Raw genomic sequence first — 24,984 nt, forward strand, 5'->3', positions numbered from 1 at the left:
AGGATAACCGCTAGTAAGGAGGTTTTGAAATTGTTTAACGTCACGATGAAGCAGCTTCTGGAAGCAGGAATGCACTTCGGGCATCAGACCAGGCGTTGGAATCCGAAGATGGCCCGATACATCTTCACGGAGCGGAACGGCATCTACATCATCGATCTGCAAAAAACCCTCCGGATGATGAAGATCGCCTATGACTTCCTCCAAGAGCTGGCCGCCCAGGGCGGTAAGGTTCTCTTCGTCGGCACCAAGAAACAGGCCCAGGATTCGGTTAAGGAACAGGCCGAAAGGTGCGGGATGTACTACGTCAATCAGAGATGGCTCGGAGGGATGTTGACCAACTTTCAAACCATTCGCAGAAGCATCGATAGATTGCTGGAGCTGGAACGAATGGAAGAGGAAGGGACCTTCGAGAAGCTCCCTAAGAAAGAGGTGGTTAAACTCCAGCGCGAGAAGGAGAAACTAGAGAGAAATCTGGGTGGCATCAAAACCATGGAAAAGCTTCCCGATGCCGTGCTGATCGTCGATACCCGAAGCGAGAGGATAGCCGTTGCCGAGGCCAACAAACTCGGCATTCCGATCGTCGCCGTGGTCGATACGAACTGTGACCCGGATCTGATCGACTATCCTATACCCGGCAACGACGATGCGATACGATCGATCAGGCTTTTCTGTACGCTCATGGCCGATGCCATCCTGGAAGGCAAGGGTGAGCTGATGGAAGGGGAACTGGTGGAGGAAGGTGCTGAGACACCTGCTGAGGTCAAAGCTGAAACCGAAACGCCTGAACCTGAAGAAGAAATGACAGGCGGGGAGGAAGCTGAGGAGGAGAAAACTGAAACTGAGGAGGTAGCCGAAGAATCGGTCGAGGAAGATCAAGGAGAGGACGTTCAGGAAGATGTTCAAGAGGAAGTCCAAGAAGAGGTCCAAGATCAAAACGACCAGGAGGAGGTAGCATAGATGCAGGTCACCGCCGAAATGGTCAAATCCCTCAGGGAGAAAACTGGCGCTGGAATAATGGACTGCAAAAAGGCGCTCCAGGAGACAAACGGCGATATGGAAGCCGCCGTAGAATGGCTCAGACGCAAGGGGATAAGCACGTATGATAAGAGAAAACACAGAGCGGCTTCGGAAGGCGTCATAGCCTCCTATATTCACGCCGGTAGTAAGATCGGGGTGCTCCTGGAGCTTAACTGCGAGACGGACTTCGTCGCCAGGACCGATATCTTCCAGCAACTGGCCAAGGACGTGGCGATGCAGATCGCCGCAACTGATCCCAAATACATCAGTAAGGAGGACGTTCCTCCCGAGGTGGTCGAGAGGGAAAAGGAGATCCTCCGTGAGCAGGCCCTCAACGAAGGCAGACCTGAGAGGGTGATCGATAGAATCGTTGAGGGAAGGCTCGAGAAGTTCTTCACCGAGGCCTGCCTGCTGGAGCAACCCTTCATCAAGGATGACAGCAAAACGGTTGGAGAACTGGTCAAAGAGGTCTCCGCCAAAGTAGGCGAAAACATCGTCGTCAGAAGATTCACCAGATATGTCCTCGGCCGATCGGATGACTCAGATTAAACCCGTCTACAAGAGGGTGATATTGGAGCTGAGCGGTGAGATGTTTCGGGGGGAGCCTCCCGGGGGAGAACCGATAGATTTCTCCTTCCTGGGGGGGCTCTCCCGAAAGCTGATTCAGATCCGGAATATGGGCGTTCAGCTCGGAGTGGTCGTCGGCGGCGGGAACATCTGGCGCGGAGCGGAGCACGGAGAGCTGGATCGGGTCACATCCGATCAGATCGGGATGCTCGCCACCGTCATCAACGCTCTTACCCTTGGCGGGATGCTCAGGAAGTTGGGTTGTAGCGCTTTTGTCTTCAGCGCCATCAGCATAAACAGGGTGGCCGAGAGCCCCTCGCATCTGGAGCTGATGAAAAGGATGGAACGAGGTGAGATCGTCATCTTCGCCGGCGGCACCGGAAACCCCTTTTTCACCACGGACACTGGCGCTGTTCTCAGGGCGTTGGAGGTGAAAGCTGACGCCGTGCTTAAAGGCACAAAGGTCGATGGCTTATATTCAGACGATCCTTTCGAAAACCCAAATGCCGTCAGATACTCTGAACTGACCTGCGATGATGCGCTGAATTTGAAAGCCGGCGTCATGGATCTGACAGCGTTCGCTCTCTGCAGGGGCAAGGAGCTTGAAATAGTGATCTTCAAGCTTCTTCCTCTCGATAACATGATCGAAGTCATCCTTGGACATCCCATAGGAACCAGAATAAGGGGGAAATAAAATGGCTGACGAGAGAAGTTTGAAGGCTCTGCTTAAAGATACTGAAGCGAGGATGAAGAAGGCAGTTGAGGCAACCTCCAAGGAGTTCGCCACCATAAGGGCCGGAAGGGCCTCGCCGACCATGCTCGAGGGGATTCAGGTCGATTACTACGGAAGCAGATTACCCGTCAATCAACTTGCAACCATCTCCATCCCCGAGCCGCGCGTGATATTGATCCAACCCTGGGATAAAAACGCCATTAAAGATATCGAGAAGGCGATATCTCAATCCGATCTCGGATTTAACGTGCTGAGCGATAAGAACGTCATAAGGTTGGTTCTCCCTGAGGTCACCGAGGAGAGAAGAAAGGAGCTGGTCAAGGTCGTTCGCAGGATCGCCGAGGAGGGCAGAGTGGCCGTTCGTAACATCAGGCGGGACGCTATAGAGAAGCTGAGGAAGATGGAAAAAGACGGTGAGATCTCCGAGGACGATAGCAGAAGATATCAAAACGAGGTGCAGAAACTCACCGATAAATACGTCGATCAGATCAACGAACACTTGGAGAACAAGGAGAAGGAGTTACTTGAAGTCTGAAAGGGATCTGAGCGAACTTTCGGTCGAGGAGCTGAAAGCTCTTCTCGACCCCGACAACCTTCCCAGGCATATCGCCATCATAATGGACGGCAACGGCAGGTGGGCTCAGAAACGCCACCTGCCGAGAACTGAAGGACATAAGGCCGCTGTTCAGTCCGTCAGGGATGTTGTCGAGATATGCGGTGAGATCGGAATAGAGGCGCTCACGCTCTATTCCTTCTCGACCGAAAACTGGAAACGCCCCAGATCTGAGATCAGGGTGTTGATGGCCATTCTTAGAGAGCAGCTCAGGAGGGAGAGGAGGGAACTCGACCGCAATAACGTTCAGGTCAGAGCTATAGGCGATATAGAGAATCTGCCCCCCGATGTGCTGGACGAGCTTGAAAAGACGATCGAACAAACCAAGGATAACACGGGGTTGAAGCTGGTCCTGGCCCTCAATTACGGCGGGAGAAAGGAGATCACGCGCGCCGCCAGGATGATAGCCGATAAGGTCAAATCGGGCCGGCTGAGCCCCGATGAGATCGATGAGGATCTCATCTCAGATCATCTCTACACCTCCGACCTTCCGGATCCCGATCTGCTCATAAGGACGAGCGGTGAGATGCGGGTGAGCAATTTTCTGCTCTGGCAGATCGCATATACGGAGCTCTACATAACGCCGGTGTTGTGGCCCGATTTCCGGAAGCGGCATCTGCTTGAGGCGGTAATAGATTATCAGAGACGTGAAAGGAGATTCGGTGGTATCTGATGCTTAGAAGAATCCTGAGTGCTTTCCTGTTCGTTCCGATCATCCTCGCTTTATCCCTTCATCCGATTTCGTTTACGGCCCTTTCGTGTGTCATAACCGTTATGATCTATCTGGAGTTTGTAAGGATAGGTCGAAACCTGGGGGTATGGTTTCCAGAACCCATTGGTGTGTTGACCGTGGGGATAATGCCGATACTGGCCTATCTCAGTCTGAACCCTATGCCCTTCCTGATCGGGGCGATCCTGTTGATCTCTCTTTTCAATGTGGTCCATCGAAAGGGTGAAGGAGCTCTGCTTTCGCTTTCCTCTGCCGTTTTCGGCCTCATATACATCGGCTGGATGTATGGGTTTCACCTGGTGGAGCTCAGGATGATGGATGAAGGGCTGAAACTCATATTGTTGCTTTTGGCCGTGATATGGCTGGGGGACACGGGAGCGTATTTCACTGGCAGGGCGATCGGCAGACATAAGCTCATCCCTGCCGTTAGCCCTGGCAAGACGATCGAGGGATCGATAGGCGGTCTGATATGGGGGATGGGAGGGGCAGTGGCGGTTAAATACATCTTCAACTTAGACCTGCTGTCGCTTCCCCATCTTATCTCTCTCAGCTTGGTGATGGGGATAACAGGGCAGATAGGGGATCTGACGGAATCCATCATAAAGAGAAACGCGGGGATAAAGGATTCGGGAAACCTCATTCCGGGACACGGCGGCATGTTCGATCGATGCGACAGCATGATCCCGGCCGTTCCCGTTATGATTATCTACCTGAGGATGTTTCAAGCATGAGCGTTATGATGAAAACCTTTCATAAGATCTATATCGGCAACTCCCGAAAAATGACGGAAGTTCCTGATCAATTCGTTCACTGTGTGGTAACCAGTCCACCCTACGTAACTACCAAGATGGAAAAGGGGCAGGAGTTCGATTATAACTCATATCGGGATATGATCCGCGATGTCTTTCAGGAGGTATGGCGAGTTCTGATACCAGATGGGCGATTTTGTCTCAATGTAGCCGACATCCGGACGAAATATTTCTATAAGGAAAATAATCTCTATCGAGCGCCTATATCCAGTGACCTCCTGATGCTCTGTCACGAGATCGGATTTCGGCTGCTCGATGTCTTCATCTGGGATAAGGGATTTAACCGGAACTTCGGCGGACCGCTTTTAGGTTCTTATCTCTATCCGGCTACAATCTATAATAACGTCTACTTTGAATATATCTTCATCTTGAAAAAGCCCGGCAAACGTCAGGTTGATCCGGCAATTAAAGAGGCCAGCAGGATTGACAAGCACACCTGGAAGGAGTATGTTCAGCGCATCTGGCGCGTGGAAACGGAGACGGAATGGTTTGAAGGTCACGAGGCGGTTTTCCCTGAGGAGATACCCAGAAGGCTAATTCGCATGTATTCCTTCGTGGGCGATACGATCCTTGACCCTTTCCTGGGATCGGGGACGACGACGCTAGCTGCTATGAACTTAGGTCGTAACAGCATAGGTTATGAAATCAACGAAAAGCTGATACCGGTGATCAAAAGAAGATTAGGAATAGATCAACCCCTTTTGATAACCGGAGGAGCTGAGATCGAGATTACATTTGCGAGATATCGAGACCGCGAGGTTATGGAGTGATTCCATGTCAGATCGAATAACGTTGGAAGAATTGCTTGAGCAGATCGAGCGAATCCCCGCAGAGTGGTTAAACGACATAGGACGCAAGGTTATCGATGCCATTCCTAAAATAATCGGACGAATAAACCGTTCTCCGTTGGACCAATCGACTATTACGACGCTATTAGAGGAAGAGACTTACGCATTGGATGTCTTTCGACTATTCTTGGATCTCTCTCAGGACGCCATCGCTAATGAGATTAACGCCAGGGGGATCAGAGGAGACTTCGCCTCAATCCGAAGCAAATGTAGCCGTCATGCTGACGAGATCGCAGAAGCACTCGTAGCCTTGGGATTGATAGACACGATAGAAGCCCATCGAGCTCGCGATTGGAAACTGCAAGATATTTTACTGGAACGCTATAAACACATGCGCGGCCATGCTATTCGTGGCCAACGGCGAGGCGCTGCCATTGAAGATGCTGTAGAGGATATTCTTAAGGGTCTCCAACATGAGATCGGTATATCTTATGACTCCAAAGCGAATTTCATCAGTAGATTCGGCGAAGAGGCTAAAGCTGATTTTATGATTCCCTCTCGTTTTGAACCTCAAATCATAATTGAAGTAAAAGGGTATGAAGCAACGGGTAGCAAGCTTACCGACGTGCTTGGGGATATCCTCAAGATATTGAAGGCTAAAGATCCGGAAACGCATTTCTTCCTCGTGACTGACGGAATCGGGTGGTATCGACAATTAAGCGACCTGCGTCACATCGTAGCGTATCATCATAGTGGAGAAATTGAGATGATCTACACGAGAAAAACGCTTTTAAATTTGAAAGATAGAATCAGACAGATTATCAAAGGGGAATGAAGGGAATCGCCATTTTAGGTTCAACGGGATCAATTGGGAGAAACGCCCTTCAGGTGATCGAGTCGCTTCCGGACGAGTTAAAAGCGGTTGGGCTTGCCGCCAGACGCAGTGTGGAGACGATAACCGAACAGGCTCTGAGGTTCCAGGTCAAGGCGATCGCTCTTTCAGATGAAGCGGCGGCTCAAAGGGCGTCTCAGATGCTGGAGGGGACAGGCATTAAAGTATTCAGCGGACAAGAAGGCGTTTTAAGGATAGCGGTGATGGATGAGGCCGATATGGTGGTCTCATCCATGGTCGGCATCTCAGGTTTATTGCCGACGCTTGAGGCCATCCGCAACGGTAAGGACGTCGCCTTCGCCAATAAGGAGGTATTGGTGGCTGGAGGTGAGATCGTCATGAGGGAAATCGAGAGATACGGCGTTAACTTTCTTCCCGTCGATAGCGAGATAAGCGCCATATTCCAATGCCTACAGGGTAGATCGAGGGATGAGGTCAAAAGGTTGATCCTCACCGCATCAGGAGGTCCGTTCAAAGGGTTTTCACCACGCGAGCTTGAAGGTGTAACCGTCTCACAGGCTCTCAGACATCCAAACTGGAGGATGGGATCTAAGGTCACGATAGATTCAGCCACGCTGATGAACAAGGGATTTGAGGTGATCGAATCGATGTGGCTGTTCGGGATGGAGCTTGAGAGGATAGATGTGGTCGTGCATCCCCAAAGCATCGTCCACTCGATGGTCGAACTCGTGGACGGCTCCATCATAGCCCAGCTGGGCGTACCCGACATGCGAACTCCGATCCAATATGCCCTCACCTATCCCAGAAGAACGCCTGCCCCTGACAGATATCTGAACCTGGTGGAGGTGGGAACTTTGACGTTTGAGCCCGTGGATATGAAGGCATTCCCGTGTCTGGGATATGCATACGAGGCGGCGAGGATAGGCGGCAGCATGCCGGCCGTCATGAGCGCTGCCGATGAGGTGGCGGTCGCCGCCTTCATAGACGGAAGGATCAAATTCACCGATATACCGAAGCTCATAAAGAGGGTCATGGATGCCCATGAACCTGTTTTCTCCCCGTCGCTCGATGACCTCCTGGAGGCGGATAGATGGGGGAGGGAGACGGCGGAGAAGATAATCGAGGAGGGATGAGAGAGGATGGTATGGCTTTCTAACCTTTACGTATTCGTCGTGGCCGTTATATCGCTCGGGTTCATAATCTTCATCCATGAGCTCGGCCACTTTATAGCCGCCAAGCGATCGGGCGTTAAGGTCGAGAGGTTCTCGCTCGGATTCGGCCCGAGGCTGTTTGGATTGGTAAGGGATGGGACAGACTATTGCATCTCGCTTCTGCCTTTCGGCGGATACGTCAAGATGAAGGGCGAAGGGCCGGGCAAGGACATGAAGGTGAACGAGGATCCGGATTCCTTCGCGGCAGCCTCCATCGGTAAACGCATGTTCATAGCCATCTCCGGACCGGCCATGAACGTGCTGCTCGGGATATTGGCCTTTTCGCTCGTCTATATGATCGGCATGCCTCAGACGAACCAGAGCACGCAGATAGGATACGTCCTACCTGATTCCCCGGCCGAAAAAGCAGGGCTTAGACCCGGGGATGTGATACTCGCCATAAATGGCGAGAAAACCTCAAGCTGGGATGAAGTCAGGGAGAATATCCTCGTCCATCCAGGGGAGGAGATAACTTTAAAGGTGCGCCGTGGGGAAAAAGTGCTCACCCTCAGGGCTGTCCCAGAGGAGTTTAAGCAGGAGAAGATGGGCAAGGTGGGTAAATTGGGGATCGTCCAGGTGATAGATCCGGTCGTCCGAAAGGTTCAGCCTGGAAGCCCCGCCTCCGAGCTCGGCATCCGGCCCGGAGACAGGATCATCTCCGTCAACGGAAGGCCTATCACACATTTCATGGAGATCATCACTGAGGCCGAGAGAAACCCAAGTGAACCGATCAGGCTCGGGGTTGAGCGAGATGGAAGGAGGTTCACCGTAAGCCTGAAGCTGGAATTCGACGAGAACGGAGAGGTAAAGGATCTGGGAGGGATGTTCTTCGGAAGCGAGATCAAGCTGATCAGATATGATCCCATACGTGCGATCGGCGCGGGGATCAAACAGAGCGTCCTGACGGTGGATAAAACACTTGTCGTGCTGAAAAAACTTATACTACATGAGATCTCACCCAGATATGTAAGCGGTCCGCTTGGGATCATCGAGATAACCGCCAGCGTTTTCAGAGTTGGGTTTTCAGGATTCCTCTTCGTATTGGGATTCATAAGCATCAACATCGCCATCATTAACCTCCTCCCTATCCCCATAGCCGACGGCGGACAGATCCTCTTCTTCGCCGTTGAGAAGGTGAGAGGCAAACCGCTCAGCCCCAAGAAGCAGCTCATCATACAGCAGGCCAGCATATTGTTCCTTATAATCCTGTTCATCCTCGTCACGTGGAACGACATCCTCAGGATGATAAGCTGAGCCCATCCCTGTTGTTTGAAAGGCCTTCCGCTCCCCGCGGAGAAACTGACCGATTTTCAGGAGAGGGAGACCCCTGAAGGGCGGTTCTTGAAAGGCGATGAGTCGCTCCCCATAAGCAATTGAATCCAGAGATCAGGTGTGTTAAACTTTAATCGAATTCACCGGAAGGAGGAACAGGATGAAGCTCGGTATCGTCACGTATAACATAGCCAAAGATTGGGATCTGGAGACGATCCTGAAGGTCTGTCAGACCGTTGGGTTGGAAGGGGTAGAGTTGAGGACTACCCACGCTCATGGCGTCGAGGTGACGTTGTCCTCCGAGGAACGACGGAAGGTCAGGAAGATGTTCGAGGATTCGCCAGTGGAGCTGGCCGGGTTGGGAAGCGCTTTCGAATATCATTCGCCCGATCCGGATGAGTTGAAACGGAACATCGAGGGGACAAAGGAATATGTCAAGCTCGCCGCCGATGTCGGGGCGCCGGGCGTGAAGGTCAGACCGAACAATCTGCCCGATGGCGTGCCGATCGAGAAAACTCTGGAACAGATCGGCCTTGCTCTGAGGGAAGTGGGGGAATTCGCCGCCGATTACGGCGTTCAGATAAGACTCGAGGTTCACGGAAGAGGTACCTCCCATATCCCCTATATAAGAAGGATACTCGACGTGGCGGATCACGATAACGTGCTTGTATGCTGGAACTCAAACAGAACCGATATCGCCGAGGATGGAACTATAAAGCCGAACTTCGATCTGGTAAAGGGTAGGATCGGTCTGGTGCATATAAACGAGCTTTACTCCGATTATCCGTGGAAGGAACTGTTCAAGCTGCTCAAGGAATCAGGGTATCAGGGATTTACCCTGGCGGAGATACCGGGATGTCCGGATGTGGATAGCGCTATCAGGCTGTTGAGGTATTACAAAGCTCTGTGGCAGGAACTTCAGGAATAGGAGATAGAGAGGAGCCAGGAGCTAGCTGTAACTCCGAATTTCTTTTGTTCCTGGTTCCTCTCCCCTCGTTACCATCGATCATTCGTTGGGATATATGGCCACGTAGAAGGTGTGTTCTCTCCTCTGAATCCAGAGAAGCACTCCTTCCTTGGGATTGCTCTTCTCCAGTATTCTCCTGTAATCTCTGATCGAGCTAACCTCCCGGTTGTTCATCTCCCTTATGACGTCCCCGCGCTGGATCCCCTTTTCAGCGGCAGGCCCTTTGGGATCGACGCCGATCACTATAACCCCTTTTAGGTTTTCATCATATCCGAACTTTCTGGCCAAATCCGGAGTGAGGGTCTGAACGGTGATTCCGAGCCAACTCGTCTTCTCAGTTCTAGCTGCCAGTTCCTTCTCAGATGGCCTCTTACCTACCTTGACCTCGATGATCCTATGCTTTTTACCTCGAACGATCTCCAATTTGACCTTAGTGCCGGGCTCTGTGGAGATAACCATCGCCTGCAGATGTGAGGGGTTCTCCACCTCCTTGCCGTCATATTTGATGATGAGATCGCCCACCTTCAATTCGGCCTTCTCGGCCGGTGAATCCTTGTACACTTTGGATACCAGAACTCCGATGGGTTTTTCGATGCCGAATTTCTTCGCGAGATCGGCATCTACCATTTGGATCTCAACTCCGAGATATCCCCTGACCACCTCGCCCTTTTCGATAATCATGTTCATGACATGTTTTGCGAGGTTGATCGGGATGGCGAAACCTATACCCTGATATCCTCCGCTCTTGGTATATATGGCCGTGTTTATGCCTATAAGCTCCCCTTTCAAGTTGACCAGAGCTCCGCCGCTATTGCCGGGGTTGATGGCCGCATCGGTCTGGATGAAATCACCGTATGTCGTTAGTCCCCTCAAGCTTCGCGCCTTAGCGCTGACTATCCCTGCGGTGATCGTGAATCCCAGCCCGAAGGGGTTTCCTATGGCGAGGACCCATTCCCCCTCCTGAACCTTATCCGAATCGCCTATCTTGATAGCAGGCAGATCCTTGGCTTTTATTTTGAGAACGGCTACATCGGTTTCAGGATCGGTTCCCACCACCTTTGCCCTGAACTTACGGTTGTCCAGCAGCGAGACCCATATCTTATCGGCGTCTTTGATGACGTGATTGTTAGTTAGGATATAACCGTCATCTGAGACGATCACGCCCGAGCCGAGGCTCTTTTGGACGAATTCCTGCTCCTCTCTAGGCAGCTGCGGCGCCCAGTCGAAGAACTGCTTGAAGAAATCATCGAAAAACGGGTAAGGGGCGTAGGGAATCCGAACCACCTTTTCCGTCCTTATATTTACCACGGAGGGTTTGACCATACGAGCGACCTTGACGAAGATCCGATTGGCCTCCCACAACGTCTGCTGCTCTTTCTCGGTTAACTGTGCCCAGGCGATCGGGCCGATCAACGTGATGAAAATCAGCCCTACAACTAATGCCACCGATCTGTTCCGAACCATTTCAACCTACCTCCTCGCTTAAATCTCCGATATCAACATCAATTTCTATTTACGAACTTCACGTTCGACCGGTTGACCATACCTTTAGAATACGCTCATATTATCGCTAAGTTAAGTGTAGCAGAGATCTGAGAGGTCAGAAGTGCTTATTTCTCAGGGCAAAAAGGAACAAGGAACTAGGAGCGAGGAACGAGGATTTTCATCTCCTCGTTCCTAGTTCCTTTCTCCTCGTTCCTCCTCATGGATAACCGCTACACCCAGGGAAATAAGAGCGAATTGCTTAACTCTCACTTACGCCCTACGCAGTACGTCTCTTTCCTCTCCTTGTCACCCTGTCTCCCCTACTTCTTCAATCGGTATCTCCCTCGGTTTAGCCTGCTCTTTCTTGGGCAGGGTCAGCTCCAGCACGCCGTCGACCAACTTAGCTTTTATACTGCTTGTATCTATCTCATCTGAAAGGGTGAAGGCCCTGTGGTAATCCCCCTCTCTTGGGCACTCATTTAGAAGGAACTTCCCCTCTTCGCTCTCTTTGAGATGTCCGATTATCTCCAGATCGTTGCCTTCGACTCTTATCTCCACATCCTCCTTTTTAACGCCGGGCATTTCGGCCCAAAGCAGTATCTTATCATCGGTCTCGCAGATATCGACCGGCGCATAAAGCCTTTTTTCGGTCATCTTACTCACCCCCTTTCCTCATTCGGTCTCGACGGTGATCTGCCTTGGTTTAGCCGATTCAGCCTTTGGAAGGATCACGGTGAGTATCCCATCTTGGTATTTCGCCTTTACCCCTTCGGCGCTCACCTCAGCCGGAAGCTCCACCACCTTGTGAAATCTGCCGAAATTCCTCTCTCGCCTGTAGAAGTTTCCGTCTTTGATCTCAGGTTCTTTCTTCTCGCCCTGAATCGTCAGGGTATCGCCCATAACGCTGAGGCTGATATCCTCCCTTCTAACGCCCGGCATCCAAGCTTTAACCACATAGGTTTCGCCGGTATCGCACACGTTCACCGGGGGATATGTCACCTCGTTTCTTCCGGCGAAATTCTCAAAAAGCCTGTTTACAGCCCTTTGAAGCGCCTCTATCTCGGCAAACGGATCCCACCAGGTTGAAAATCTCATCCCTCATCCCTCCTTTCACAGGGTTTACTGCTGCGTCCGATATTCGCATTAAGCTTAATGCAAACCGTATGCCATCTGTTTCGGATCGGATCACACACCGCCTGGCATCCCTTCTCCGGTTTTTTACGGACGCGAGCCGTTCGGTCATAATGGCACGTCTGCCATTTTGACATCATCTGCCCCATACGGCCTGTGCGAACCTCTCCAGATCGGAGTAGTTATGCCTCCAGTATCCGGCCAGGATCTGTTTGTGCCCTCGTCGGGCGAACCAAGGGGGGTTCTTCTCGCGCACCTTGAAATACCAGTTAACTTACGTAGGTCAACTCCTCCCCATGAGCGTGGGCCGATCCGTAGAGAATCAGGAGGAGGAAAGCAGCCGATCTTCTCATTGTCTAACCTCCGATGGAGATCGTTTGACATTCGCCTCAATGATATCATAAAGCAGCGGGGTGTTGCCATATCTTCTTAAACAGCACAGAAATTTCGGTTTGTCAGAGAGGCGGTGAGGTGTTATAATATTCCGTAAAGAAATCTTTAGGAGGGAGATATTATGAGATGGACGGCATATTTGCTCTTGGCGTTGGGGGCCGCCCTTCCCCTATACGGCCAAAACAATGAGGTTATATTCTATGAAGGGTTCGATGATATCCCCGCCGGCAAGATCCCGGAGGGATGGCTGTCGGTTGGCAAATTGGAGGTAGCATCCTTCCCGTCCTCCACCGATAAAAGCCTCCATATAATCGATCAGGGATCGGGGTCGGGGGCCAAGTTGAACTTCGATGCCCAGAAAAAAGGGGTGTTCTCAGTCGAGTATAGTTTTCTGAGGAAGAAAGGAAGTTCAGGCGGCGATGTCGAGATACTCTACATCATAGGGTCACACGGCGATCAGCCGTTTAACGGTGTCTGCGTCGCCATGCATCCGGGCGGCGGTTTTACATATAACGACGGAGGTGCATGGAAGGAGGGAGAACAGATAAAGGATGAGGAATGGCACACGTTCAAATATGTGATCAATATGGATAAGAACAAATGGGATTTGATATATGACGATAAGGAGGTGGCAACGGGTGTAAAGTTCAGAGGTAACATCGGGGATCAGCTTGACACCATAATCGTCTCGAACTATGTAGATGGAGGGACGAACTTCGAAATCTATTTCAACGACATAATCATATATTCAGGCACCAAGCGTCCCATTGCCGTTGAGGCGAAGGACAAACTCGCGACGACCTGGGGGCTGATAAAAAACCCGGCCACCACCGCATCGGCCCAACATGGGTTCAGGGATTTTTGAGCTTATCAGTGTTCTATTCGTCTGCCGTCCACTGTCCGCGATCCGCAGTAAAATAACGGTGGATCGCGGACAGCCGACTGCGGATGTTAATCCTCAGCTCCTCATCATACTCGGTGAGACCTAATCTTGGAGGCTGAAATTGCCGGTTAGCGTCCGTTTGATTAACGTCAGCAAGTATTTCGATCGAAATAGGGTTCTGGAGAGAATAAACCTTTCGATCAACGCCGGTGAACTCTTTTTCCTTCTCGGCCCCTCGGGATGTGGCAAGACTACCTGTCTGAGGACAATTGCGGGGTTTTATCGGCCAGATGAGGGGGAGATATATTTCGACGACAGATTGATGAACGACGTTCCACCTCATAAGCGCAATACAGGTATGGTGTTTCAGAACTACGCCCTCTGGCCGCACATGACGGTGTATCAGAACGTCGAATATGGGCTTTCCGTGAGGAAGATCCCCAAGGAGCAACGCAGAAAGATGGTCTTCGAGGCGCTTCAGATCGTGCATATGACCGAATATGCCGACAGGAACGCCAACCAGCTCTCCGGAGGACAGCAGCAGAGGATAGCGCTTGCCAGGGCTTTGGTTATAAGGCCGGATGTGCTCCTCCTTGATGAACCCCTTAGCAATCTGGATGCCAAGCTCAGGCTCGAGATGCGAGGCGAGATCAAAAGGATACATTCCGAATCGAACGTCACCACCATCTACGTGACTCATGACCAGAAAGAGGCGCTCTCGATGGCTGAAAGGCTGGCCGTAATGCGTGACGGAAGGATCATCCAGGTTGGCACTCCCCGTGAGGTCTACACAAGGCCGATAAACAGGTTCGTCGCTGATTTCATTGGCGAGATAAACTTCATCGTCGGCGAGCTGATCGACAAAGATCGAACCGGGAACGCCGTCGCTGAAACCCCAATAGGCAAACTTCAAACCTCCGATCTCTATCTGAAAATAAATCCCGGCGAAAAGGTGCTTTGCTCGATCAGACCTGAATCCATCACCCTCTTCGATCTGGATTCCGTCCGGGATAAAAGAGCGACCAACCTGTTTCCCGTTAAAGTCCTATCCCTGACATATTTGGGCGAGGTCGAAGAATACGAGGTTCTGGCAGCGGGTAAACAAAAAATGAAAGTCATCGTCCACAATCCCGGAGGCGTCGGGAGGAAACCAGGCGATGAGCTCATGGCCGAGGTTTCTCCCGTCGATATCGTCTTCCTCCCCATGGAGATTGATGACAACAAATGACTTGTAATGGGGGCGTTCTAAGTAATCCACGGAGGTAAAGCATGAGAAGGTTGACCGTGCCTTTCTTGGTGTTGACTCTATCGTTCGGCGCCGTCTCATGGAGCGATCTCTTCTCATATGTGAATACGGATGACGGGGCCTATAAGTGGGAGATCGAGTCACAGTCCGATCTCGGTTTAGGCGTTAAGTTGTACGATCTGAAACTCACCTCTCAGATCTGGCAGGGAATCACCTGGCGGCATTCCCTGAGGGTGGTTGTCCCTCCGAATGCCCAAAAGTCAACGCTTGCCTTGCTCTTTATAACAGGCAGCGGCAAGGGAGATGAGGAGCTTGGGTATGGGAAGATGATCGCCATGGCCATCAAAGCTCCTGTCGCTGTGCTTCACGATGTCCCATATCAACCGTTATTCGGCGGATTGAAAGAGGATGAGCTGATCTCCTATACGTTCGCGAAGTTCCTGGAGACTCAGGATGAAACCTGGCCGCTGCTTCTGCCGATGGCTAAAAGCGCCGTTAAGGCCATGGATGCCGTCCAGGAGCTGGCCGAAAAGGAACTCGGGATGAAGGTGACGGGATTCGTTGTGACGGGGGCCTCGAAAAGGGGATGGACGACGTGGCTGAGCGCTGCTGTGGATAAACGCGTCAAGGCCATCGCACCTATGGTTTACGATAACCTCAACCTTGAGGCGCAGATGGAACATCAGATTGAGGCCTGGGGTGACTTCAGCGAGCAGATAGACGACTATACCCGAAGGGAACTCCCACAGATGTTGGTCGGGGGGAAGATGGGCGGTCTCGCCGATAAACTCCAGGATCTGGTCGATCCCTACCGTCACCGGGGGAGAATTACCGTTCCCAAGCTCATAATCATCGGCACCAATGATAGATACTGGCCGCTCGATGCCTTAAATATATATTGGAAAGATCTGATTGGGGAGAAATATATCCTATATGACCCCAACTCCGGTCACGGCCTTGAGGATAGAAACAGGGTTTTAAGCGATATAATCTGCTTTTTCCTCAAGACAGCCGGAGAATTGAGATTTCCTGATTTGAAATGGGAGTTCGATGACACGAAAGATAAGGTTATCCTCCACGTGGTTTCACATGGGGAGAAACCCACTCTCGTTCAGGCATGGGTCGCCAAATCCCCGACGAGAGATTTCAGGGATGCCAAGTGGGAAAGTATCCCGATGTCAAAGGGCGGGAATAAAACGTATAGGTTTGAGCTCGAAAGGCCGCAGGATGGATACGCCGCTATGTTCGGTGAGGCGATCTATCGCACGGGTGACGGCAAGCAGTTTTTCCTTTCAACCCAGGTGGCTATTTTTAAAAAGGCGGGGAAATAAGACGGGGTGAAATGCTGCCTGAACCCCCAGCCATACCGGCTTTCATCTACGGTTCCTATTTGACTCTAGCGCTTCTTCACCTCCTTGAGGCGAAGTTCCTGAGGATACCACCGCAACTCATGCGGGATGATTTCATCGGGACGCCCTGGATCAATCTGATCGGCGTCCCGATTGCTCTTTACTATGTGATCGCTATCCGCCTTGGGATCATACACTTCGGATGGCATCATATGATAGAGGGGCTCATCCTCTGGCTTATTCCCCTGACATCGATCAGGATATGGGGAGCGGCATACGTTTTGGATGAGCTGATCTACTACAACGAGATTCGAATTCTGCCCTGGCACCCTGTAACAGGGGGATTCGATGATATGACATCGAGAAATTCAAAGTTGAGCTGGCTCCTTCTAGGAGGGATGGCTTTTATAGAGGTGATGGTGAGGAAGTATCTATGGAGGCCGAACGCATAGGTAGGATCCTCTTCAGGGTAAGAGGCTACACTCCAATTCCGTTTATAGCTCTGGCGGTTTTCCTCTCCAAAGCAGGGTTCGCTTCCATAGCGATAGGCCTGATGTTTGTAATGGCGGGGGAATCCATGCGGATATGGTCTGTTGGATACGCCGGGGCGAGGACGAGAGCCAGATCACTTGGAGCTGCAAGGGATTTGGTTACGGCCGGGCCATATGCCTACACGCGCAACCCGATTTACATCGGAAACATCCTCATCGCCTTCGGTTTCTCCGTCATGTCGAATCTCAGGCTGCTCATGCTTCTCTCGGCGATCTGGTTCCCACTGCAGTATTGGCTGATCGTCCGCGCTGAGGAAGAATATCTGCTGAAGGAGTTCGGATGGAGGTATGAGAGATACCTGCAGAACGTGCCGAGGTTTCTCTTCAGGGCGACGCCCTACCTTCATAGGTCGAACCACGATTTCTCCTTGCGCAGGGCGGTCAAAAGCGAGAGACAAACACTCATCGGGATAACCCTCTTGGCCGTTTTGATCTTTCTATCGGCGAGATACCCCCTCTATGAGCTCATCACGGGGAAAATGCCGCTCAATAGATATAAGGGATGAACATCTTATTCATCCCTTGATCAGCAACTTCGTTCCCGAGATGAGGACGAGGATCAATATGATATAGGAGAACGTCCTCTTTGAGATTCTCCTGTTGAGGAATATACCCGATAGGACCCCCATTCCCAGGAGGGGTAGGAAGAGCAGATCGTCGCGAAGGATCTGGCCGTTAAGTATATCCAGTTTGAAATACACCGGAACCTTTGTGGCGTTTATGATGAAGAAGACCGCCGTGGTTGTCCCCACATATGCTCTATTCGACAATCTCTGCGGCAGCAGATACATCGAGACCACCACTCCGCCGATATGGGCGAGAGTTGAGGTTATACCTGCTCCCACTCCGGCCGCAAGCCCTTTCAGGTATCTGTGCCTGATTTCCCTCCCGCCCTCCTTATCTCCTTCTCTGGATCTGAGATTACGCCGGAATTGAGCGAGGACGAAAAGCAGGGCGATAACCCCGATTATCCTTTTAAGCCACATCTCCGGCATGTCCTTCAGCACGGTGCCGCCGAGCATTATCCCTACGATCGCCCCCGGGATCAGGGCGATCACGTTCGGCGTATCCCACCTCCTCCAGTAATAGAGCATCGATAGGATATCGGTCATAACCAACAACGGCAGCATCAACCCGATCGCCTCTCTTGCGGTCATAACCATCGCCAGGAGTGGGGTGGCTACGATTCCCGTGCCTCCTCCGAATCCGGCTTTTGAGATGCCTATGAAGATTGTTGCTATCACTGTAACGATCGTCTTAAGCATCTATTTTATTTGTCCTTTTATCATCACCCTACATCTCGGGAGGGAATTTAGAAAGGTTTTGCCGTAGCTTTTAGTCAGCACTCTAGGATCCAGGATCACCACGATGCCCCTGTCCGTCTTGGTCCTGATCAGCCTGCCGAATCCCTGTTTTAGCCTCAGCACCGCTTCGGGAAGGGAGTAATCATAGAAGGGATTTCCGCCTCGTTTCTCGATCTGCTCTAGTCTCGCCTGAATAATGGGATGATCCGGCACCGAGAAGGGAAGCTTGACGATGATCACATTTGAGAGCGCCTCCCCCCGTACATCGACTCCCTCCCAGAAGCTGGCTGTTCCGAAGATGACGGAATCCGTATCCTCCCGGAATAACTTCAACATCTCCGACCGCGGCAGACCATCACCCTGTTTGAAGGCGGATATCCCCATCTTCTCCAAAAGAGGGTCGAGCCTTTCGAAAACCGCTTTCATCATGCTATAGCTGGTGAAGAGCACGAAGGCTTTGCCATGTGTGATCTGCAGGTATTCGGCTATCCATGCGGTGGCAGCGTCGAGGAAGGATTCATCTCTGGGATCGGGCATATCGGGATGGAGGTAGAGGGTAACCTGTTTTTGATAATCAAACGGCGATCCGATAAGCAGCTCCCTCGCATCTTCCAAACCAACTCGTCCTTTGAAGAAATCGAAGCTGCCGTTGACGGCGAGGGTCGCGCTGGTAGCCACGATCGTCCGCATGTTCGAAAAGAAATCCTCCCTCAGCTCATCGGCTACGGTTATCGGAGCGGCGTTCAGGGAAAGGTTGGCGAATCTTCTCCCGGTCCTCTCAACCCAGTAGACATAACCCTCGGTGCCCAGCGAGAGAATATCATCTAGGTCGTCCCTCAGTTTGTGGCATCTTCGTATAAAGGCCGTGATCTCCATCTCTTCGCTTTCGTCCTTAGCTCTTTTCCTTAAATCCCTGAGCAGCTCTTCGAGTTTTAGGATAGGCTCCTCCAGGAGATTCGGCAGAAACCCCTCCCTCTCTATGGCCATGGTTTCGTTTTCATCGAGCCACTTTGAGAGGAGATCGAAGAAGATCTCGGCGCTTCGTCTGGCCTCCTCCACAAGAGGAATATGCTCAACCGCTCCCATTCTCACCAGCACGCCGCCGGGATGGCCGCTCCGCCTAGGCGGACGGTAGAGGCCGTCCAGCAGGCGTTTCACCCTCCAGTTTGTCACCTCTCTTCCGATATGGGCCGTAGCGATCGACTCCAGGTTATGTGCCTCGTCGATTATCAGATGCTGATAATCCGGAAGCACAGTGATGCCGATGTTCATCTTGCGCAGCACATAATCGCTGAGGAGTAAATGATGATTGACCACAATGATATCGGCTCCTAAAACCTTTCCTCTAGCCCTGTAATAGAAACATCGTCCGAAAAACTCACATTTGGACGAGAGGCAGTTGTCGCTTTCAGAACAGATCATCGACCAGATGGATTCAGGCGGATTAGGAAGCAGATCGGCGAGGCTACCGTCGGATGTGATCTTAGACCACTCCAGAATTCTGTCAAATTCCTCCACCTCATCTCGCGTCTCAAAAAGTCCTCTCTCGCTGGTGGCGACCATGTTCAGTCGCCTCAGACATACATAATTCCCCCTGCCCTTGACGAGCACGGCGGTAAAATCCAAGGGAAGGGCCTCCCTGAGGAAGGGTATATCCTTGTCGATGAGCTGTTCCTGAAGGCTTATCGTGTTGGTAGAGACAACTACAGGCTCTTTCGCCTCGGTGGCGAAGAGTATGGCGGGAATGAGATAGGCGAAACTCTTGCCCACACCTGTGCCCGCCTCCACAACCAGATGCCCGCCCTGACAAAACGCCTCAGCGACCGCCTCGGCCATCTCGATCTGCTGCGGTCGATCCTCATACCCGGGCAGCTTCCGGGAGATCACCCCACCGGGGGCGAGGATCGAGATCGTCTCATCCCTGAGATCCACCGGTTCCTCCTAGTTTCAAGGCGTTCTCCACCATCGCTATGAGTTGATTGAGCCCGAACGGTTTAAGCAGGAACCCGGCCGCACCATACTCCATAATCCTCTCATCGCTCGATTCGGAGGAGGTGCCTATGATCTTCGCCTTCGGACTTCTGTTTCTGAAGATCTCGAAGGTCACCATGCTGCGTTCCATCCCTGAGATCGTCAGATCAAGTATGATAAGTTTCATCCTATCACCGAGCTCATCGATCATTCTTATTGCTTCGTGGAAATTTCCGACCTCGACGGTGGAGTATCCATATTCGCTCAACATGTGTTTCAGCATTTCCCTGACGAGCGGGGCCTCTTCCACGATGAGGATCACATCCTCTTCCTTCCGCTTGATCGGCTCAACTCCTTCGACTATTGGCAGATATATGCTGAAAGTTGAACCTGATTCAGGACCGTTTTCCACCCGCACGTAACCGTCATGTTCGTTGGCGATCCCATAGACCATTGCCAACCCCAGCCCTGCTCCCTCGCTCGGATCCTTAGTGGTATAGAAAGGATCGAAAAGTCTATCGAGCCTGTCATGTGGTATCCCACTGCCCGTGTCACTGACTGATATAACGGCGTAATCGCCCTGCCTTTTCAGCAAGACGTCGATCTTACCGCCATTCGGCATCGCCTCAACTGAGTTTTCGATCAGGCATTGGATGGCTGTGCCGAACGCTCCGGGAGCTACTCTGACCGTGAGCGGATCGGCTGAGGGGATGAAGTTCAACTGGACGTTTTCCGGAGTGAGATCACCTCTTAGGGAAACGATCTTCTCCTCCACAAACCGATTGAGCTCGGTCACCCTTTTCTCCTCCCCGATTCTTTGAGCGAACATGAGCAATCGGTTGACCAGTCTCGCCCCCCTTTCAGATAGGGTTTCGATGACGGCGGCGCGGCGATGAATCGGATCGTGAGGCTCGACGTTGAGCTTTATAAGCGTCGCGTTGCCCATTATGCCCGTCAACAAGTTGTTGAAATTATGGGCGATGCCGCCTGAGAGCACGGCGAGCCCTTCCAGTTTGGAGGCCCTCTCAAGCTCCTGTCGAAGTTCCAGGTCCCTGGTCGCATCGCGGATAACGGCCACAACCGCATTCCTGCCGCCGTAAGGAACGATGGAGTATATCCCCTCGACGTAGATCTCCTTGCCGTCCTTTCTTATCCCCCAAAAACCATATGTCTCCGGCGCGTTCTCACCCTTAAGCCTCTTGCTATAGCTCTTAAGCATCCTCCTTCTATCCCGATGTGAGATGAGCTCATAGAAGGGTTTGGAGTATAACTCCTCCTTAGTATAACCCGATAGCTCCACCATGGTGTCGTTGGCGAATTTGATCATATTGTCCTGAATTATAACCATCCCCGCGCCGATATGTTCCACCAGGGTTCTGTATCTTTCGCCTATCTCCTTCACCCTCTGATGCGCGAGAGCATTGAGGACGAGGTTGCCAGCGAGGTTGACGGTGGTCCTCAGAAGAAGGAGGTCATCCTGATCGATTCCCCTATCGCCTTTAAAATAGGCGATCCCCGCGCCGACTCCGGACCCGTCCCGTATCACGGGAAGACCCAAAACCGTAACGGTCGACATCCCGCCGATAAGCTCCCTCATCCCTTCGGATAGATCATCCGCGCTCTCGACCCTTACGATCGTCACCTCTTGACCTCGTATAATCCGCTCGATCTCCGGGATCGCCCCGATATCATCCTCGGAGATCACTTTGAGATGAGGGATCCTCTTATCGTTCCAGAAGTTCATCTCATCTTCCGCGCCTGCAACGACAAGAAGCTCCAATCCATCCGCACCGAAGAAGGACTTGACGTTATCGGTGAGCCTTTTCAGGATGCCTGACGGGTCCAAAATCGAAGATATAGCTTGAATGGTTTGAATCAAAAACTCATATCTTGTTTGACTTTTCATCATGAAAACCTCTTTACCCTGTTTTAACCTGTACGATCGCCTCCTTAAGCTGACCGTAGTATTTGTCGTTGAATATCACGTCTGCACAGCATATATATCTCTTGGACTGTGCGCGTTCGGGGGGATCTATCGAAAAGATGGCCCTCTCAATGGAGTTAGGCTGGATATCCAGCTTGGCTTTTTCAGGGGAGCTCCTCCACCCATCGGGCAAGGACATCCTGATCTCGCAGGATGCGGGATAGGGAAAGTGATTCCGAACGGCCACCTCGAGCTCCACCCTGCCGCCCGGGCTCACCTCCGACTGATATGGATAGATACATACCCAATCGGGATCGACACCGAACTGGGGATTTTCATACGGCAGCAGTTCATGGAGAACATCCCTGAGTCTTCTGGCCCAATTAAGGTGTTTTCTCAGATCCTCCTCGTTCACCTCAAACGGATCCCAGTGCGATGTGAGCATCAATTGGGGGTTGAGCTCCATCATCTTCTTTGCGCTTTTGAGGAAACCCCCATCCAGCCAAAGATGATTTCGACAGCACACCTGACCTCGCATTTCACAGCCCGGCTTAGGGGTGGGGATGTTATCCCCTTCAAAAAGGGCCCTGATACCGTCGATCTCCCCGAAGAGGCCCATCGAATAATCGGTCTGTCCGGGCATATGAAAGGCAAGCAGTTTTAGCCCCTGCCAGTCTATCACCTCCTCATCCTTTATGATCCTGTCCACAGGTATGGGATCGGGCCAGAGACAGGGCAGATTATATCTTGAGGGATTGAGGAATATATCCACCATGCTTTCGTGAAGGTATAGCTCCGCCCCGAACTCCTCCCGCAGCCTGTTTATTCCCGCCACGTGATCGTCGTGAAAATGGCTGACGATGACGAAGTCTATCTTCCTCACCCCAAACCGCTCGCGAAGGATGGAGATCTTATCGAAGTTGAAGTAGCCGCAGTCCACCATGAAAGCTCTGCCGCCCTGGGGGGAGAGGACGAAGAAAGATGTGGAGTCGTTATCCACCAGGATATGAGGTGTAACCCTCTGGAGTCCTCTTCCCGATCTGGGCTGATTGATCGATCGCCAGTCCACAATCTCATCAAGCTTCTGGAGCCTCTCGAGCAGTATGCCGATCGCTTTAGCTGGGTTGTGAATCGGTCTGCCGTGTGACGGGAGGATCAGATCGATATCCTCTTCCATAAGCCTTCGGAAGGTCTGAATGGCGCTTTTCAGCCCGACGGTGTGGCAATATTCCCATTGGAGGTCATAGAAATTGAGGATCTCGCCGGGCGAGTGAATTATATCCCCACAGAACAAGACCCTTCTCCCACCTATCTCGGCCAGGAGGGATATCGATCCCTCTGTATGGGCCGGGGTGTGAATAACCCGAAGTTGAATCCCCTCCCAATCGAAGATGTCGCCGTCGCTCAATCCTACGTCTGTGGGGAGGTTTCTGGGCAGGGTCATGAAGGTCGATCGGAGATCATAGTTGATGTATATCTGCTTGTTCTGCCAGAACTCCTCCGCCTCATCGAAGAGATGTCTTTCATACTCCGGCACGGCGATCCTGCACCCCGCCTCTTCGATCGGCTCGTCCCCCTGGCATTGATCCCTATGGTGATGGGTGTGAACGATCCATTCCAAGCGCCTGACGCCGATCCGATCCAGATGACCTAATATCCTACCGCTGCCGAAATCCACCGCCAATCCGCTTTCCCCTGATCGGATCAGATAGACGTTACAGCAATCCTCAAACATAAATAAATTGGGCAGGACCTCGGACAGGCTCATCTTGCATCACCGTCCTCCACCCATCTTCTGGCGGACTCGGCCATCTCCTCAAAGGAGGAGTAGAGGCTGGATATCCCTGTCTGCCGCCTGATCTCCTCGACAATCGGCCTCGCTTTATCCCACAGATGATGTACGGGAATCGACCCGAACATCAGATCCTCATGTATGAGCTTATTTTTAAGTAGAATCCCCGCCGCTTCCATGACGTTGAGCAGCTTGATCATTCTGAGCTTTGAGGTGTCGTTCCTCCAAAGCGAAGCCGCATCTCGTATAAAAAGCTCCATCATGGCTTTGACCACATCCCCCTTGGACAGAAGCTCCACCACTTTCAGATACACTCCGGCATCATCATAGGTGGGTTTAAGCCTCTGTTTTGTCAGTTCCAACATCTCTGATACTCCGGACGCGGGAGAGCTGAAAAGATATCTCAGAATCTTTGGGGGAAATTTACCACACCACAGGCCCTTTGTCAAGTCCGGCTGAAAGCCTACTAAAGACTCCCCAAATCCAGCCTCAGACCGACATGAAGTGGGATGAAGTCCTCACCGTACTCCCTCTCGAAAGCTCTCATCGCTTCCCACCCGGTGCAATGGCCCAAGACGACCTTCCGCACCCCTATCTCCCTGAAGCGCTTCACGGTCTTGGATATCCTCTCCTGGGAAGCTCCTATCAGATGAGTCCCACCGATGACGATCGAGGGTGTTTTCCCCGTTAGCTCGGCGGTATACTCCAGGGTATTGATTATCCCCGCGTGAGCACATCCCGATATGAGGGCGGATTCGGAACCGAGATCTACGATAAGCGACTGGTCATCCGTCAGATGATCCTCACTCATCGTAAGATCCGGCACCCTGAGCTCGAAGAACTCCTTCGAGATAGGTTCAAAATCGCATCTGCGCGGAATTTCACCTGTGAGGCTGATCCCGTCGCCGACTTCAACGGGTTCGGTGTTCATCATCAGGAAAGCTCTGCCGAACCTCAGGATTCCAGGATGATCGGTCATACCTATGTATCTGTACTCCATCGCCCTATTTCTGGCCAGCTTTTCACCTAAAGCGTTGGGATGCAGATATATCTGCAGGGGCTGACGGCGGGGTATGGAGATCAGATATCCCAGCCCACCGGTGTGGTCATAATGGCCATGGCTTATCGCCACCTTGTTTATCCTTGAGAGATCTATACCGAGAAGAGGGGCGTTATACCGGAGCGCCATGCCCTGTCCCGTGTCGAAGAGCAGGGGTTCGTCCCCCTCAGGTTCGATCAGAACGGAAAAACCGTGCTCGGCTATCAATCGGCCCCAGGCCGTATTTTCGGATATCACCGTTACTTTCATATCTACCTCCTCTATCTTCTTCCTTCCCTCTGACAGTTGCGGTTTCCCTTAGGATTATATCATATTGCTCGTATTATCTACATTAT

General features: G+C 51.9%; 25 protein-coding genes. 16 read left to right on the plus strand and 9 right to left on the minus strand.

The annotated features are described in order from the left end of the window. The first annotated feature begins 30 nt into the window (after positions 1–30). The 11 genes from rpsB (at position 31) to J7M22_14910 (ending at position 9,521) form a co-directional block, all read left to right on the plus strand. Entirely contained in the window at positions 31–957 is a 927-nt protein-coding gene (gene rpsB / locus J7M22_14860; protein MCD6507886.1) for a 30S ribosomal protein S2, read from the plus strand. Next, positions 958–1,566, plus strand: coding sequence for a translation elongation factor Ts (gene tsf, locus J7M22_14865; GenBank protein MCD6507887.1), 609 nt, complete (start codon positions 958–960; stop codon positions 1,564–1,566). Further along, on the plus strand, positions 1,535–2,278 hold the full coding sequence (gene pyrH, locus J7M22_14870) for a UMP kinase (protein ID MCD6507888.1): 744 nt from the start codon (positions 1,535–1,537) through the stop codon (positions 2,276–2,278). The genes tsf and pyrH overlap by 32 nt, the downstream gene beginning before the upstream one ends. Positions 2,279–2,297: 19 nt before the next feature. Continuing rightward, positions 2,298–2,852: a ribosome recycling factor gene (frr, locus tag J7M22_14875; GenBank protein ID MCD6507889.1), complete on the plus strand. Its 555-nt coding sequence runs from the start codon at positions 2,298–2,300 to the stop codon at positions 2,850–2,852. After that, a complete protein-coding gene (locus J7M22_14880; GenBank protein ID MCD6507890.1) occupies positions 2,842–3,603 on the plus strand; it encodes an isoprenyl transferase in 762 nt (253 codons plus the stop codon). Before frr ends, J7M22_14880 begins: the two co-directional genes overlap by 11 nt. Further along, entirely contained in the window at positions 3,603–4,391 is a 789-nt protein-coding gene (locus tag J7M22_14885; protein MCD6507891.1) for a phosphatidate cytidylyltransferase, read from the plus strand. Before J7M22_14880 ends, J7M22_14885 begins: the two co-directional genes overlap by 1 nt. Beyond that, positions 4,388–5,239: a site-specific DNA-methyltransferase gene (locus tag J7M22_14890; GenBank protein ID MCD6507892.1), complete on the plus strand. Its 852-nt coding sequence runs from the start codon at positions 4,388–4,390 to the stop codon at positions 5,237–5,239. The genes J7M22_14885 and J7M22_14890 overlap by 4 nt, the downstream gene beginning before the upstream one ends. Positions 5,240–5,243: 4 nt before the next feature. Further along, positions 5,244–6,092: a hypothetical protein gene (locus tag J7M22_14895; protein MCD6507893.1), complete on the plus strand. Its 849-nt coding sequence runs from the start codon at positions 5,244–5,246 to the stop codon at positions 6,090–6,092. After that, entirely contained in the window at positions 6,089–7,243 is a 1,155-nt protein-coding gene (locus tag J7M22_14900) for a 1-deoxy-D-xylulose-5-phosphate reductoisomerase (GenBank protein MCD6507894.1), read from the plus strand. The genes J7M22_14895 and J7M22_14900 overlap by 4 nt, the downstream gene beginning before the upstream one ends. A 6-nt stretch (positions 7,244–7,249) precedes the next feature. Next, entirely contained in the window at positions 7,250–8,575 is a 1,326-nt protein-coding gene (gene rseP, locus J7M22_14905; GenBank protein ID MCD6507895.1) for an RIP metalloprotease RseP, read from the plus strand. A gap of 178 nt (positions 8,576–8,753) precedes the next feature. After that, a complete protein-coding gene (locus tag J7M22_14910; protein ID MCD6507896.1) occupies positions 8,754–9,521 on the plus strand; it encodes a sugar phosphate isomerase/epimerase in 768 nt (255 codons plus the stop codon). 78 nt (positions 9,522–9,599) lie between these two features. On the opposite strand, the gene J7M22_14915 is transcribed toward J7M22_14910, so the two are convergent. From J7M22_14915 to J7M22_14925, 3 genes are all read right to left on the minus strand, one after another. Next, the gene (locus J7M22_14915; protein MCD6507897.1) at positions 9,600–11,024 is read right to left on the minus strand and encodes a DegQ family serine endoprotease; all 1,425 of its coding nucleotides are present in this window, start codon (positions 11,022–11,024) and stop codon (positions 9,600–9,602) included. 327 nt (positions 11,025–11,351) lie between these two features. Next, on the minus strand, positions 11,352–11,699 hold the full coding sequence (locus J7M22_14920) for an Hsp20/alpha crystallin family protein (protein MCD6507898.1): 348 nt from the start codon (positions 11,697–11,699) through the stop codon (positions 11,352–11,354). 18 nt (positions 11,700–11,717) lie between these two features. Further along, positions 11,718–12,140 (minus strand): Hsp20/alpha crystallin family protein, encoded by a 423-nt coding sequence (locus J7M22_14925; GenBank protein MCD6507899.1) that lies wholly within the window; start codon positions 12,138–12,140, stop codon positions 11,718–11,720. Between the two features lie 550 nt (positions 12,141–12,690). On the opposite strand from J7M22_14925, the gene J7M22_14930 reads away from it, so the two are divergent. The 5 genes from J7M22_14930 (at position 12,691) to J7M22_14950 (ending at position 17,104) form a co-directional block, all read left to right on the plus strand. Continuing rightward, a complete protein-coding gene (locus J7M22_14930; protein MCD6507900.1) occupies positions 12,691–13,434 on the plus strand; it encodes a hypothetical protein in 744 nt (247 codons plus the stop codon). Positions 13,435–13,573: 139 nt separating this feature from the next. Continuing rightward, complete coding sequence (locus J7M22_14935; GenBank protein ID MCD6507901.1) at positions 13,574–14,680, plus strand: ABC transporter ATP-binding protein; 1,107 nt, start codon at positions 13,574–13,576, stop codon at positions 14,678–14,680. A 41-nt stretch (positions 14,681–14,721) separates the two neighbouring features. Next, the gene (locus J7M22_14940) at positions 14,722–16,029 is read left to right on the plus strand and encodes a phenylacetic acid degradation protein (GenBank protein MCD6507902.1); all 1,308 of its coding nucleotides are present in this window, start codon (positions 14,722–14,724) and stop codon (positions 16,027–16,029) included. 11 nt (positions 16,030–16,040) lie between these two features. Then, positions 16,041–16,499 carry a hypothetical protein gene (locus J7M22_14945; protein ID MCD6507903.1) on the plus strand — a complete coding sequence of 153 codons (459 nt, stop codon included), beginning with the start codon at positions 16,041–16,043 and terminating at the stop codon, positions 16,497–16,499. Then, positions 16,481–17,104 carry an isoprenylcysteine carboxylmethyltransferase family protein gene (locus J7M22_14950; GenBank protein ID MCD6507904.1) on the plus strand — a complete coding sequence of 208 codons (624 nt, stop codon included), beginning with the start codon at positions 16,481–16,483 and terminating at the stop codon, positions 17,102–17,104. The genes J7M22_14945 and J7M22_14950 overlap by 19 nt, the downstream gene beginning before the upstream one ends. Before the next feature lie 9 nt (positions 17,105–17,113). Here the strand turns inward: J7M22_14950 and J7M22_14955 are convergent, their stop codons facing one another. From J7M22_14955 to J7M22_14980, 6 genes are all read right to left on the minus strand, one after another. Further along, positions 17,114–17,863 carry a sulfite exporter TauE/SafE family protein gene (locus tag J7M22_14955; protein MCD6507905.1) on the minus strand — a complete coding sequence of 250 codons (750 nt, stop codon included), beginning with the start codon at positions 17,861–17,863 and terminating at the stop codon, positions 17,114–17,116. Then, positions 17,864–19,834 carry a DEAD/DEAH box helicase gene (locus J7M22_14960; protein MCD6507906.1) on the minus strand — a complete coding sequence of 657 codons (1,971 nt, stop codon included), beginning with the start codon at positions 19,832–19,834 and terminating at the stop codon, positions 17,864–17,866. Beyond that, on the minus strand, positions 19,818–21,779 hold the full coding sequence (locus J7M22_14965) for a PAS domain S-box protein (GenBank protein ID MCD6507907.1): 1,962 nt from the start codon (positions 21,777–21,779) through the stop codon (positions 19,818–19,820). Before J7M22_14965 ends, J7M22_14960 begins: the two co-directional genes overlap by 17 nt. A gap of 13 nt (positions 21,780–21,792) precedes the next feature. After that, positions 21,793–23,565, minus strand: coding sequence for an MBL fold metallo-hydrolase (locus J7M22_14970; protein MCD6507908.1), 1,773 nt, complete (start codon positions 23,563–23,565; stop codon positions 21,793–21,795). Then, the gene (locus J7M22_14975) at positions 23,562–23,954 is read right to left on the minus strand and encodes a hypothetical protein (GenBank protein ID MCD6507909.1); all 393 of its coding nucleotides are present in this window, start codon (positions 23,952–23,954) and stop codon (positions 23,562–23,564) included. The genes J7M22_14970 and J7M22_14975 overlap by 4 nt, the downstream gene beginning before the upstream one ends. 101 nt (positions 23,955–24,055) lie before the next feature. Next, positions 24,056–24,898, minus strand: a complete 843-nt coding sequence (locus tag J7M22_14980) for an MBL fold metallo-hydrolase (protein MCD6507910.1) — start codon at positions 24,896–24,898, stop codon at positions 24,056–24,058. Positions 24,899–24,984 lie beyond the last annotated feature (86 nt).

The organism is Candidatus Poribacteria bacterium (genome assembly GCA_021162805.1).
Lineage (GTDB): Bacteria > Poribacteria > WGA-4E > B28-G17 > B28-G17 > JAGGXZ01.